At 46.1% G+C, this 14,389-nt stretch carries 10 protein-coding genes; 6 read left to right on the plus strand and 4 right to left on the minus strand.

All coding sequences use genetic code 11. From position 1 onward, the window contains the following. Entirely contained in the window at nt 1-1,128 is a 1,128-nt protein-coding gene (locus tag QFZ51_RS18080; protein WP_429047736.1) for a glycosyltransferase family 4 protein, read from the plus strand. Nucleotides 1,129-1,149: 21 nt separating this feature from the next. Continuing rightward, on the plus strand, nt 1,150-1,920 hold the full coding sequence (locus QFZ51_RS18085) for a class I SAM-dependent methyltransferase (protein ID WP_429047737.1): 771 nt from the start codon (nt 1,150-1,152) through the stop codon (nt 1,918-1,920). A gap of 57 nt (nt 1,921-1,977) precedes the next feature. Here the strand turns inward: QFZ51_RS18085 and QFZ51_RS18090 are convergent, their stop codons facing one another. Beyond that, nucleotides 1,978-2,823, minus strand: coding sequence for a beta-1,6-N-acetylglucosaminyltransferase (locus QFZ51_RS18090; RefSeq protein ID WP_429047738.1), 846 nt, complete (start codon nt 2,821-2,823; stop codon nt 1,978-1,980). 10 nt (nt 2,824-2,833) lie between these two features. Further along, the gene (locus QFZ51_RS18095; protein ID WP_429047739.1) at nt 2,834-4,174 is read right to left on the minus strand and encodes a lipopolysaccharide biosynthesis protein; all 1,341 of its coding nucleotides are present in this window, start codon (nt 4,172-4,174) and stop codon (nt 2,834-2,836) included. A gap of 480 nt (nt 4,175-4,654) precedes the next feature. Between QFZ51_RS18095 and QFZ51_RS18100 the strand changes: the two genes are divergently transcribed. Then, nucleotides 4,655-9,286, plus strand: coding sequence for a PKD domain-containing protein (locus QFZ51_RS18100; RefSeq protein ID WP_429047741.1), 4,632 nt, complete (start codon nt 4,655-4,657; stop codon nt 9,284-9,286). Here QFZ51_RS18100 and QFZ51_RS18105 read toward each other — a convergent pair. Continuing rightward, complete coding sequence (locus QFZ51_RS18105; protein ID WP_370910366.1) at nt 9,283-9,897, minus strand: acyltransferase; 615 nt, start codon at nt 9,895-9,897, stop codon at nt 9,283-9,285. The genes QFZ51_RS18100 and QFZ51_RS18105 overlap by 4 nt on opposite strands. Before the next feature lie 2 nt (nt 9,898-9,899). After that, on the minus strand, nt 9,900-11,105 hold the full coding sequence (locus QFZ51_RS18110; RefSeq protein ID WP_429047742.1) for a glycosyltransferase: 1,206 nt from the start codon (nt 11,103-11,105) through the stop codon (nt 9,900-9,902). 173 nt (nt 11,106-11,278) lie between these two features. Here QFZ51_RS18110 and QFZ51_RS18115 point away from each other — a divergent pair, with 173 nt between their 5' ends. From QFZ51_RS18115 to QFZ51_RS18125, 3 genes are all read left to right on the plus strand, one after another. Beyond that, entirely contained in the window at nt 11,279-12,802 is a 1,524-nt protein-coding gene (locus tag QFZ51_RS18115; RefSeq protein ID WP_370910368.1) for a GNAT family N-acetyltransferase, read from the plus strand. Between the two features lie 137 nt (nt 12,803-12,939). Further along, the gene (locus QFZ51_RS18120; RefSeq protein WP_429047745.1) at nt 12,940-13,737 is read left to right on the plus strand and encodes an FkbM family methyltransferase; all 798 of its coding nucleotides are present in this window, start codon (nt 12,940-12,942) and stop codon (nt 13,735-13,737) included. Nucleotides 13,738-14,088: 351 nt separating this feature from the next. Then, complete coding sequence (locus QFZ51_RS18125) at nt 14,089-14,388, plus strand: thiamine-binding protein (protein ID WP_370910370.1); 300 nt, start codon at nt 14,089-14,091, stop codon at nt 14,386-14,388. Nucleotide 14,389: the final 1 nt, after the last annotated feature.

Here is a 14,389-nt window from a genome sequence, read left to right on the forward strand (position 1 = left end):
ATGGGCAAAACAAATGGTAAAACACGGGTACTTGAAACCATCCGCCAGGGTAAAATTGGCGGGGGAGAGAGTCATGTACTGGACCTGGTAGCCTCGCTGGATAAATCCGCGTTTGATCCCATCGTGCTTTCTTTCACAGAAGGCCCTATGATAACGGCTTTACAGAAAATGGATATTCCCGTCTTTGTAATCGAAAGTGAGAAAGCATTTGATATCAGCGTCTGGAAAAAAGTAAAAAAATTCATGCAGGACCAGCGGATAGATATTGTGCATGTGCATGGTACCCGCGCAAACACAAATGTGTTGTGGGCCGCACGCCGCCTGGGTTTACCGGTGGTATATACCATTCATGGCTGGTCTTTTCATGACGGACTGCATCCACTGGCCAAACGTCTGCGTATTGCAGCTGAGAGGTTTATTACCGGTAAAACTCAGGTGAATATCTGTGTGTCGGAATCCAACCGGCAAACCGGTGTCAAAGCATTTAAAGATTTTACCGGTATTGTGGTTCGAAATGGGGTGAACCTGCAGAAGTTTAATCCCGATCAGTCTTACCCGGACTTGCGCGTGGAATATGGCATACCGGAAGATAAACTCCTGGTTTGTTTTATAGCGCGCATGACCTATCAAAAAGACCCGGTATGTATGATCAGGGGTTTTGCGGGAGCGCTGCAACAAGTGCCGCAGCTGCATTTGCTGATGATAGGAGATGGAGAACTGATGGATGCTGCGGTAAGCGCCGCTGCGGAAGCAGGCGTGGAAAAGCAGGTAACTTTCGCCGGCTTCCGCCAGGATGTACCCGCAGTGCTGCATGCCGCGGATATTTACTGCCTGCCCTCTTTATGGGAAGGCTTTCCTATCGGCGTATTAGAGGCCATGGCAATGGGGAAAGCCGTTATTGCCAGCGATGTTGACGGTACCAAAGAAGCGGTGAAAGACGGAGAGAACGGACTGCTGGTGCCATCAGCTAATCCCGCGGCATTGGCTGAGGCCATTGTGAGGGTGGCAAAGGATAATACCCTGAGGGCTACATTGCAAAGTAATGCTAAAGCGGCCATTGCGGCGAATTTCAATGTGGCCGGCATGACAGAAAAAATTGCGGCTGTATATCAACAGCTTTGTAAATAATAACATTTTATCAATTTCAATATGACAAACACCATAATCACCTACGAATATGATCGGATCACCGATATAAAAAGACTCAACTTTATAACGGATAGTCTGAAAAGCAACATTCCGGATGGGGGACGTGTATTGGATGTAGGATGTGGTAATGGCGTTATCAGCCGGCATCTCGGACAGTTTGGCTATGAAGTGCTGGGGATAGATATCAGCGAGAAAACCATTGCCGTTGCCCAACAGCGCAACACTTATCCTAATGTGAAGTTTGCAGCCATCAGCGCGGAAGCGCTTACTGCCCAGGGCGAAACGTATGATGCCGTAATATGCAGCGAAGTACTGGAGCACCTGGATCACCCGGGGCTGCTGCTGAACACCATTCACGCATCACTGAAAGACGATGGATTATTGGTTGTAACGGTTCCCAATGGTAATGGCCCCAGGGAATTGTGTGTAACAAGACCCATGCTCAAAGCGCGCAATAACCCCGTTTTGTGGAAGAACATTAATAAAGTAAAAAGTGCACTAGGGTTTAAAGGTACCACTGCACAATCCCAGGCAGATAACCTGGATCACGTGCAGTTCTTTACGCGTAAAGACTTACAGGATCTGGCGCAGGCGAGTGATTTCAAAATTGTAAGGTTTGCGAAAACGAATTTTGTGGAAGATGTATTTCCTTTTTCCCTGTTGACAAAGCGCCTTAAATTCCTGCAAACACTCGATTGCCAGGTAGCAGAAATATTGCCGTACAATTTTACCGGTGGCTTTAACACCTTATGGAGAAAAAGTGCCGGTTGATTTTTGAATGTTGATACAAATAGAGAATGGCTGATCACGGTGATCGGCCTTCTCTTTTTACAGGCGGTTGGCCGCCGCATCTATTTTATCCAGTAGTTCCGGCGTTTTATCCATATCAAATTTACGGGCCAGTAATTTACCCGACCGCAGTATAGCAGGAAGGTCGCTCATGGTAAACGTTTTGGGATGCGCATGTCCTTCGGACCAGTCGATATACCGCTGGTAGTTATTTTGTACGCTGTTCTTAAAGGGCCCGTTCATAATAATGGTCTGGAAAATGAATTCATCCCCTCCCCAGGTATATTTGTAAAAGCGCTCAATCTCCGGGTGATCCTGGATATACCGCAGGCACCAGGTGGCACATTCCTGTGTGAGGCTCCACCAGAGCGATCCTCCATACACTTCCAGGTTCAGGGGGTGACGCCTGTGGGGCAATATTTTATTGATCCATGCCGTGATCCTGTATTTCCCCGGCAGGCGGAGATCTTCAAAATGATAGGAGGTAATTTTGGGCATCATCTTTTTCAGTTCATCCGCAGGAAGCAGATCCAGGAATTGTTGTCCTGCGCGGTTGCTGAAAAAATCATAGAACATATTCATATCCGTAAGCGGATAATCCTGTGCACTGATGAGATGAATAAAGCCATATTGACTGCCTGAGCCGGCAATAAATTCGATTCCGTTCAATGCTGCCTGTATGGTTCCATATCCCGCCCAGGTAACATTTACCCGTTTTTCAATAAAGTATACCTGCGGCATATTCATCGCCTCCTGCCAGTCATTGATATCAGATTTGGCATCGAGGTGTATATAACAATCAATGGCAGGGTGTTGCAGCCTGTTCAGCAACCGGCATAGTTGCGCCGGGTTTTTATGACTCAGTATAATAAAAGCGAGTTTCATAAACTGAAGATTATTTATACTGTAAACGGAACAGTTTTATTTTTGACAATAATATTTTGCATTCAAACCAGCCGTAGTGCCATATACTTTTCAGGTTCACTGCGGGAAGATAACGCCGCAGGAAAATATATCCGAAGATGACCGCAAATAAAAGGTTCAGGGAAGAAGCAACAGCCACCGCACGGATATCTGCAAAAAGCAATACCAGCGTGATATCCAGCACAATATTCAGGATCAGTTTAATGAGATTTTTGTAGAAGTTGATCAGCGGTTTGTTGATCATATCCAGTGTAACCCCAATAAAGCGGTCGATAGGATAGAGGATAGCCGAGAACAGGAATATCCGTACAATATCTGTGGCCGGCAAATAGGCTTTGGCGGCCAGCAAAAGGATCAGGGGTTTGGTAAAGAGCAGCAATCCTACCACAAAAGGAAGAATGAGAATGGTAACCGTACCGGTATACCTGCAAAAGGCACGGGATACTTCTTTCCAGTCGTTCCGGTTGGCAGCGGCAGAAATAGTGGGCTGTGAGGTGGCTACAAAACTTCTCAATATAATTTCAATTACCTCCATGAATTTCTGGGGAATACTGTAAACCGCTACGGCCGCAGGATTGAGCATTGTTCTGAGTACCAGGTTATCGGAATAATTCAGAAAAGCAGAAGAAACCATACTGCCTACTATCAGCCGCCCGTAATGGTACAGTTCTTTTACCTGGACTTTCGTTCTGGCAGCCATCGTTGTTAAAGCTGTCCACCGGAATATCATGCAATAAATGCTGGTGATCAGCAGCGATAATGAATAGGTATACAATACGTTGTGAAGTGTTACCTGTTTCATCAGGAACAGGCCGCCGAGTAAAACCAGGAAGGACCCGTTTTGCAGCATACGTATCTGTACAATTTTATCAAACCTGTGCGCAGCCTGTAATACCCAGGTGGCAAAGTTAAAAGGCAGTGAAAATAAAGTCATGACTCCGAGCCATCCCAGGAAGAAGTGCCAGGTGGCGCTGAAATAGGGATAAGCAACAGCGTATACCAGGAAGGACAGCAGGATAAAAGAGATAGTGAGTACCAGGGAAATGTACCAGGCAGCCCCGGTAACCTGCCTGGTGACAGCAATGTCTGTTCCTGCGCTGAACTTAATAATGCCGGATTGCAGCATGGCGGTGCGTATCTGATCCAGGATATTGTAAGTGGCCAGAAATAACACCCATTCACCAAAGGCGCTCAGGGAAAGCATCCTCACCAGTAATGCAAAGGAAAGTACGTTGAAAAAAGCCATTATGACGTTTCCTAGAAGGGAATGGAAATGCCTGTTACGAACAACAGCTAAAAGTTTAAATGCCATGAACCATTAATTACATTCAAATTGTATGAAAAACAATGGTCTTTTACAGGATGAGGCTAAAAAAAGAGGAATATTCGATGCTCAGAATAACAAAGGTAGTTTTTTTATTTAGAATAAATAGCATCGCAAGGAGAGATAGATTGAAAATAAACAAATAAATATAGATATAAAATATTTATACTTTATTTATTGTAATGATATATGTTAATTTTTTTCATTATGTGAATTAAAAAAAAGCTTTCTTTGCAATAATAAAAACCCCTTTTTCCGGGAACTTTTAAGTATTGACTATGAGGATAGACTTTTAAAAACCAATTGCACAAGCCATATATTTATATGATAAACCATCTGCTATTGCTAAGGCAATTTTTTTGCCGCGGTATTTATAGGCTAGGCGCTGTTATATTATTAATATCCTGTTTTGGGTCGGTCCCTGTTTTCAGCCAGGTTCAGACAGCGCGTTCGTTTAGTGATCCTACGATGTCCAATATCAAAGGCTTCTATGAATATCTTCCCGCCGGCTATACGCCCGGGAGTGGAAAGAAATATCCCCTGATTATTTTCTTTCATGGCAACGGGGAACTGGCCAGCTATGGCTCTCCGTTATCTGCAGTACTCAGAAATGGTCTCCCACGGGTAATCAACGATGGGAAATTTCCCACCACCTTCACCGTAAACAATCAAACTTTTTCATTTATAGTGATATCCCCCCAGTTTAACACCTGGCCGGGTTCCGGAGATGTGACGCTGTTTAAAAATTATCTTCTTACAAAATATGATATCGATCCTTCCCGCATTTATATCACAGGCCTGAGCATGGGAGGTGGACTAACGTGGGGCACGCTCTGTGAAGATAAAACCAAGGCCAAGGCTTTTGCAGCAGCAGCTGTTGTTTGCGGCATGTATCCACCCACCACCGCCTATGCTGCGGTAGTGGCTTCAAATAATACACCGGTATGGGCTTTTCATAACGACGCTGATCCAACAGTGCCTTCCGACTATTCAAAAAACTGGGTAAAATATATTAATGCCACCGTGCCGGCCCCCAATCCGCTGGCAAAACTTTCTATTTACAGCGCCGCTTCCCACGATGCGTGGACCAGGGCTTACGATCCCGCCACAAAGGAAGATGGCAAAAATATGTATGAGTGGATGCTGCAGTATACGCAGGGTGGAACAGTACCCACCACGCCGCCACCCGTTACAGGAGGGAAACGTATTGTTGTACCAATGAGCAACACCGCCAACGGACGTGCAGAAATGTATTATCCGGACGCAATGAAAACATTTAACGTAAATCCCGGTGACACATTATGTATTCCGGCCGGAGAATATGAATACCTGCATCTCGGCAACCTGACTGGAACTGCAGCGAAACCTATTGTTATCATCAACTGTGGCGGACAGGTAAAGCTGGGCGTAAAGAACCAGGGAACTGCAGCCGTATTCAATGCGCCAACCTGCCGGTTTGTAGAGATAAGCGGGAGCGGAGATAAAAATTATGAATTTGGGTTTGACCTGAATGGTACAAATATAACAGGCCTTAAAATATTCGGTCTTACACTGGGTATGGGCGCCTCCGATTTTGATGTGCATAATGTCTATATCCACGATGGTAACATCCTGTTACAGGCAAAAACCCTGCAAACCTGTGCGCAGCCTCAATACCTCGAAGGCAACTTTGTAATGAAGAATGTGAAACTCCATCACATTAAATGCCGCAACTCGACCGGTGAAGGTTTTTATATCGGTAACACGCATTACTACTGGACAGAAGGTACCTGCGTTGATATGAAGTCGCACTGGATTGAAAACCTCTGGGTATACGACAATGACCTGGAAAATATTGGCAGCGACGGATTACAGATCTCCATGGCCAAGAATGGTGACAACCGCGTATTCAATAACCGGTTGGTAAATTATGCCACTTCAAAGAACTCTGCACATGGTTACGGAATCCTGATTGGTTCCGGTTCCGCCCTGAAAGTTTATAATAACACCATCACCACTGGCTATATGCCAGGTGTTACGGTTTTCGGTTCGGGCGTAAGCGAAATATATAACAATGTGATCTCTGATATTTTTTATGAAGGAATCAACGTGGCAGATAAGATTCCGGAAAACACCACTCTGGATGTTTTTCCTCCTCCCGCTGCCATCATCTACAATAATACCATTGTTAATACAGATGCAGGTAAGAACGGTATAAAGATATTTGCCTACCAGACACCCATCGGGCACCAGGTGTATAATAACCTGCTGGTGGAAACAGGAACAGCCTACGATTATCCTTCAAAGGGAATGTATATTAAAGGAGACCAGCCTATTAAGCTGACCGCCAGCAACAATCTTTGTTATACAGATGTGGCCTCCGCCAAATTTGTGGACGGAGCTGCGAAAAACTACCGGCTGACATCTACTTCAACAGCGGTAAACACCGGCAGGGATATGACTGACTTTTCCCTGAAAACAGATTTCGACAATACCGCCCGTCCACAGCAGAGCAAATACGATGTGGGTGCTTTTGAGTTGAAAACCGGTACCACTTCACCACCCGTTTCAAATGCAGGTGGTGACCTTACCATTACCTTACCAATAGATTATGTAACCCTGGACGGCGCATCATCGGCCGCTTCAGGCGGCAGCACCATTCAAAGCTATGCGTGGAAGAAGATCAGTGGTCCCACCGCCGGCACCATTGTGAGCCCGAACGTCATTAAAACAAATGTAACGGGACTTACACAGGGAACCTATGTATATGCTTTGACCGTCACAGACGATAAGGGGCTGACAGATAGCGACAGCATCACGGTTACCGTGAAACCCGCTGCTAATAAGCCACCGGTGGCCAATGCCGGAAGTAATATCCAGGTACAGTTGCCCGTAAACAGTGCATCACTGGACGGCAGCGCCTCTATGGATGCCGACGGACAAATAACCACCTGGGCCTGGACGAAAACCGCCGGTCCTGCCGGGGGCGATCTTTCCGCTGCCAATGCCGCTAAAACAAATGTAGCCAACCTGGTGGCAGGCACTTATACTTACCGTCTCATCATCACAGATAACACCGGCGCCAAGGATACGGCCACCGTTAATGTCACCGTAACCGCCGCGGCTAATAAACCGCCGGTGGCCAATGCCGGAAGTAATATCCAGGTACAGTTGCCCGTAAACAGTGCATCACTGGACGGCAGCGCCTCTGCGGATGCCGACGGACAAATAACCACCTGGTCCTGGACAAAAACCGCCGGTCCTGCCGGGGGCGATCTTTCCGCCGCCAATGCCGCCAAAACAAATGTAGCCAACCTGTTGGCGGGTACTTACACTTACCGTCTCATTATCACAGACAACACCGGTGCAAAGGATACGGCCACCGTAAATGTTACCGTAACCGCTGCTGCTAATAAACCACCAGTAGCTTATGCCGGGAAAAATATACAGATCCAGTTGCCGGTAAACACGAGTGCGCTCGACGGCAGTAGTTCCACTGACAGCGACGGACAAATCGTGAACTGGTCATGGCAGAAAACCACCGGCCCGGCTGGCGGAGACCTGGCAAGCGCCGGCGCATCCAAAACAACGGTGAGCAACCTGTCTGCCGGTACCTATACCTACCAGTTAACGGTTACTGATAATAATAACGCCACTGCCACAGCCACCGTAACCATCCTGGTACTGGCAGCAGCGCCCAATCTGTCGCCGGTAGCAGATGCGGGCAATGACATAGCTATCCAGTTACCGGTAAGCAGCGCAGCCCTGGATGGCAGCGCCTCCACAGATGCCGACGGGCAAATCGTTACCTGGCTATGGGAGAAAACCGCTGGCCCTGTGGGAGGAAATCTTTCAGCTACCAACGCTGCAAAAACAAATGTCACCAACCTGCAGGCGGGAACTTATACGTTCCGGCTGACAGTCACCGATAACGATGGCGCTACCAGCAATGCCACTGTGAACATTACAGTAACCGCAGCGCCGGTGAATAATCCACCGGTGGCCGTTGCAGGGAATGATATACAGATCCAGTTACCGGTAAGCAGCGCAGCCCTGGATGGCAGCGCCTCCACAGATGCCGACGGACAAATCGTTACCTGGCTATGGGAAAAAACTGCCGGTCCTGCGGGAGGAAATCTTTCCGCCGCTAACGCAGCCAAAACAAATGTCACCAACCTGCAGGCGGGAACTTATACGTTCCGGCTGACAGTCACTGATAACGATGGCGCTACCAGCAATGCCACTGTGAGCATTACAGTAACCGGAGCGCCGGTGAATAATCCACCGGTGGCCGTTGCCGGAAATGATATACAGATCCAGCTACCGGTAAGCAGCGCAGCCCTGGATGGCAGCGCCTCCACAGATGCCGACGGACAAATCGTTACCTGGCTCTGGGAGAAAACCGCAGGTCCTGCAGGAGGGAATCTTTCTGCGACCAATGCCGCCAAAACAAATGTCACCAACCTGCAGGCGGGAACTTATACGTTCCGGCTGACGGTCACCGATAACAATGGCGCCACCAATTCTTCTTCAGTAAGTATCACGGTACTGCCTTTGGAAAATAAAGCGCCGGTAGCCCAAACACAGGGTGATAGGAGCATTCAGCAGCCAATGAATTCGTTCATTGCAGATGGCAGTTCATCTTATGATCCTGATGGTAATATTGTGAAGTATGAATGGACACAGATAGAGGGACCCGCCACCGCCAATTTAAAAAGCCCTGACCAGGTACAAACACTGATCAACGGCCTCCATGCCGGCAAATACGAATTCAAACTTACTGTGACGGATGACAGGGGCGGTACGGCTACCAGCAGCTTTACCTTAACCGTACTGGGCAACGATATTATCACACATGAGGAAGACTCATTGGGTATATTCCCGAATCCGGCCACACAATACATCCGGTTACGGATCGTGCGGAGCGGCGCAACGCCTTTGCAGGTGAGGATTTTCGACATGAATGGCCGCATGCAGCAACAGCTGAGATACACCACGCCTGATTCATTCCAGACAGAAGTGAACATCAGCAATTTATCAAACGGACATTTCATTATAGATGTGAAGTCGGAAGACAGCAGCTACAATAAGAAAGGCCGTTTTATAAAAGTAAGCAACTAGATTTTTTCCCAGGTACCACTGGATAACTGATATTGACGGATAGGGCGGGCAGGGTTGCCCGCCACTATTGTAAAAGGAGGAACGTCTTTGGTAACCACACTGCCGCCCGCCACTACAGAATGGCGGCCGATGGTTACGCCTGCGGTAATAACGCTGTTGGCGCCAATCCAGCAATCTGCTTCTACAACAATTTCTCCAACGGTGCAGGGCTGCAACGCAATCGGAACATCGGGATCTTTGTACCCGTGATTCAAACCTGATAATACAATGTTCTGCGCCAATATAACATTGTCGCCTATACGAACCGGGCCAATCAGCACATTGCCTATCCCGATCCTTACATGGTCGCCAATAATTACCGCGCCCATTCCATTATTTACGGTGGCAAAGTCTTCTATGGTGGAATAGTTTCCGAGAGTAAAAGTGTTAAATGGCAACACATCCATCCGTGTCCGCCTTCTTATCAGGGAGCCTTTTCCTTTTTTATGGAGGAAGGGATTGATAAACAACCGCACCCACAGGCGTGGACGGGCCTGATGCTTGGGCATCAGCAGGTATAAAGCCAGTTTCTTCAGCCCCGGGTGTTGTTTCAGTTTGTCTTTTATACTCATAATCAATTACCACTGGAATTTAAGATCGCCTGGTAAATGGCCGCAACGGAATTCTCCCAGGTATGTGTTCCTGCAAAGCGGATACGCTCAGCGGCCAGCCCCGGATCTGCGTTATCTGATAAAGCTTTTTCAATCAATGGAACATAATCGTCTGGTGAAGGCGCCAGGTAAACATAATCCCTGAACAGTTCCATGGTTTTAGTAGCGGTTGCTACCACCGGCTTACCCATGGCAAGATATTCGTCGATTTTCAACGGGTAATTGCCTGCTGTGACTTCATTGATGACTTGTGGATTAAGACACACATCAAAGGACTGCACATAGGCAGGAAGCTGCGATAAGTCCTTATGCCCCGTAAAATAAACGTTGGGTAGCTGATGAAGCGCTGACGCTTTGAAGTCATCATCTTCCGGGCCAACCAGCACCAACTTCCATTCCGGCCGTTCGCTGGCTATCTTTACCAAAACGGAAATATCCAGTCGCAATGATTTAAGCGCCCCCACATAACCAATAACCGGTCCCTGTCCTGTTGGCACATCATCCGGAACCGGATGTTTATCTGCCGCATTGAACAGCCGGAGGTCACATCCCTGTCCCACATAATAGCTGGAAGGGTTGTACTGCTGCAGCATTTCCTTGAGGTATAATGAATTGGCTACTGCGGCATCGGCCTTGGCAATGTGCTGCGGTTCAAGCCGCAGCCCGTGCTTTTTCCAGTAAGGCACGCCCAGCAGGTAGTCCCTGCTATAATATACATAACTGGAAGGCTGCAGCATTTCCTTGAGGTAGAAGCCGCGGAATATATCATTATCATTAAATAGAATGATGTCTTTGAAATTCATTTCCTTGACAGCATCCATAATACTGTCTGCAAACTTTCTGTTATTCCGCTTGTTAAACCAGGAGAATAAAGGGGTGAAAGGCAGCCAGTTAATAGATTCGAGGATGGCAGAAGGGTAGTAGTTCCAGAGGTTGTCACTGATCGGCACGATGGCAGGTACCTTTTTCTGAATAGCATTCAGCTGGTATTGCACATGCGGATCTTCCTTCCCGGTCATAAGGGTATTCCTGTCCAGCGGAGCGTTAATATATAATACCCTGTTATGCCGGGCAAATTCCCGCGCAATATTTTTACAGTTGCTTCCAATAGTAGTGTACCATTGTTGCAGCCCTATTACAACGATATCTCTGTTTTGAATTAAAGGCACAGTAGCAAAGTGTAGATGATGTATATCGGTTTATTGAATTAATATGTGCAGGTCTGCCGTTGGGGATGGTTAAATATTGAACTTCTTAGCTCTAAATGCAAAGTAAATAAAAAAAATCGATATTATTGGAGTATTAGAATAAGAATCGTTCTTTAAAAACAGAAAAAGAGGCTATGTCAGAAACAGTAGAAATAAGAACATTGACCGTTGAGGATTACCTGGATCTTAAAGAATCCATGGTGTCTGCCTATGCCGATATGGCCGGCAGCTATTGGCGGGAGCCAACCATACGGCGACTGATCACACTTTTCCCGGAAGGGCAGATCGCAGTGACGGTAAATGACAAGGTAGTGGGGTGCGCACTGGCCATTATAGTGGACTATGAGAAATTTGGTGATAGTCATACTTATGAACAGATCACCGGTTACTATACGTTTAATACGCATAATCCAAAAGGCGATACACTTTATGGGATCGAGGTGTTCGTACATCCCGATTATCGCGGTAAGCGACTGGCCCGCCGCTTATATGACGCCCGTAAAAATCTCTGCGAACAACTGAACCTGCAGGGGATCGTGGCCGGCGGACGTATACCTAATTTTGAAAAGTTCTCCGACCGGATGTCGCCCAGGGAGTATATCGAGAAAGTGCAGGACCGGGAAATTTATGATCCCACCCTCACATTCCAGTTTTCAAATGATTTCACGGTAAAGAAGATCCTTAAAAACTACCTGCCTAACGATGAGGCTTCGAAAGGCTTTGCGACGTTGCTGCAGTGGTTTAATATCTATTACGAAAAGGACCTGGATACCATCCGCTATAACAAATCAACCGTACGCATAGGACTAGTGCAGTGGCAGATGCGGGATTATGGCAGTCTTGAAGGTTTCCTGCAACAGGTGGAGTATTTTATCGATGCAGTAAGCGACTATGGATCCGACTTTGTTGTTTTCCCGGAACTCTTTAACTCTCCGTTGATGAAAGAGTTCAACCAGATGGACCCAGCAGGAGCTATCAGGGGAGTAGCCCAATACACGCAGCAGTTAAGGGAAATATTCCAGCAGCATGCGGTAGCTTATAATGTTAATATCATCTCAGGCAGTATGCCGATTGTGATCGATGAGGTACTGTATAATATCTCCTACCTCTGCCGCCGGGATGGTACCTACGAGCAGTATATTAAGATCCATCCCACACCCGGCGAGGTAGCTGCCTGGGGAATTAAGGGAGGAAGCGATATTAAAGTGTTTGATACAGATTGCGGTAAAATCGGCATCCAGATCTGCTATGACGTGGAGTTCCCCGAACCATCCCGTATCCTGGCAGAACAAGGTATGCAGATCCTGTTTGTGCCTTTCATGACAGATACGCAGCATGCCTATAACCGGGTACGGTTCTGCGCGCAGGCCAGAGCCGTTGAAAATGAGTGCTATGTGGCCATCGCCGGCTGTATCGGGAATTTGCCGAAGGTAAATAATATGGACCTGCAATATGCGCAATCCTGTGTATTTACCCCATCAGATTTTGCTTTTCCGGTAACAGGCATTAAGGCAGAATCAACGCCAAACACCGAAATGGTGGTTATCGCGGATGTGGACCTGGTATTATTGAAAGAATTACACGCTTTTGGAAGCGTGCAAACTAAAAAAGATATCCGGCGGGATCTGTATGAAGTAAACTATAAAAAGAAGGGGTAATTGTACATATAGATGAAGAGGATTTTCGAATTATAAATAGATATAATTTGATGCCTGAAAATAAATAGGGTAACGGCTTGCGGAGGCTTGCTGTTATCCTTTTTTAGTTTTAAATTCAGTGTAAATCCCCCAAAGTTATGAAAGATCAAGCCTATTATCCTTCCTGGAGGAATTTATCCAAGTACAGGCAGTATCTTGCCTATTTTAGTGAATATATCAGGTATAACGACTGGAAATCCCTGCAAGCATCCCTTAAACTCGTTTTGTTAAACAAACCCTCTCTGAACGAATGGAACGCAAAATCAGCCATGGGACTTTTCCGGATCCGCGGAGGCACAACCGACTTCCAGTTTATTAATTATGCATACGAGAAGCGGGTACGCGACTTCCTAAAGGAGCAGGTAGAAAATGGGAACATCGACGGTTTTATTGACATTGGCGCCTGTATCGGAGAGTATGATGTATGGCTGGGTGGAAAAGGAATCCCCTGTGTTGCTTTTGAACCCGTGAATTACAAAGCCGTGCAGGAAAATATCACCCTCAATCATGTGGAAGATAAAGTGAAACTTTACGCCTGCGGTCTTGGTAGCAGGCAGGAGAAGGTGAACTTCAATATTATGAGTACTGTTACCGGGTCAAGTTATATCGACCGGGATAACGATAAAGAAGGCAATATTCCTATTGAAAAACTGGATGACCTGATTCCTGAAATAGGATTTGACCTGCACAGTAAAATCGTTATGAAGCTGGATGTGGAAGGAATGGAGACAGAAGTGCTGGAAGGTGCGCGTAATTTTATCGGCAAAGCCGATCATCTGCGTATCATTTTTGAACGCTATGAAGGTGACAATACTGTAAACGATAAGTTGAGCTCATTAGCTAATTTTACTTTCGACAGAATAGACCAGTTTAACTATCTCGCTACAAAAATATAGTCCAGCTCTTTATGATGATAAAGGCAACACATGTTCATTTGTGTGTTGCCTTTCGTAGTTTTACCACCCGACCGGCGGAATAAACAAGCCGAATGGATTGTTTTTATTTGTTATATATAATGAAACGTTCAGTGATTTTAAATAGTAGTAAATTATAAGATTATATTCTGTTTAACAATTGATAATTAATATATTGAGAGATTTAATTGAAGTGATACTATAATGTAAATAGGCTATTTTTCATGATCACTAACAAATTGGCCGCAAAAAATGATCGTTTCATTTAAACCATTACTGTAAGTATTTTGTTTTAATAGATTGGTAACCATAAAATTAAAAAGTAAATAAAAGATGAGCAATAAGATCAATTTAGCCCTTCAAATCATTCCTTCAGTACCTTCAGAGCAGGTTTACGCAGTAGTAGACGAAGCAATTGCGGTGATTAAAGATTCCGGTGTAAAATACAGGGTATGCCCTTTTGAAACGGTGATGGAAGGCACCTACGAGGAGTTGATGGAAGTGGTGCGTAAAACCCAGGAAGTATGTTTTAAGGCAGGTGCATCCCAGTTATTGGTATATATAAAAATGCAGATAAGAAAAGACGGGGATGTTACCATTGAAGAAAAAACAGGGAAGTATGATAGCATATAAC

This window comes from Chitinophaga sp. W3I9, from assembly GCF_050434025.1.
GTDB lineage: Bacteria > Bacteroidota > Bacteroidia > Chitinophagales > Chitinophagaceae > Chitinophaga.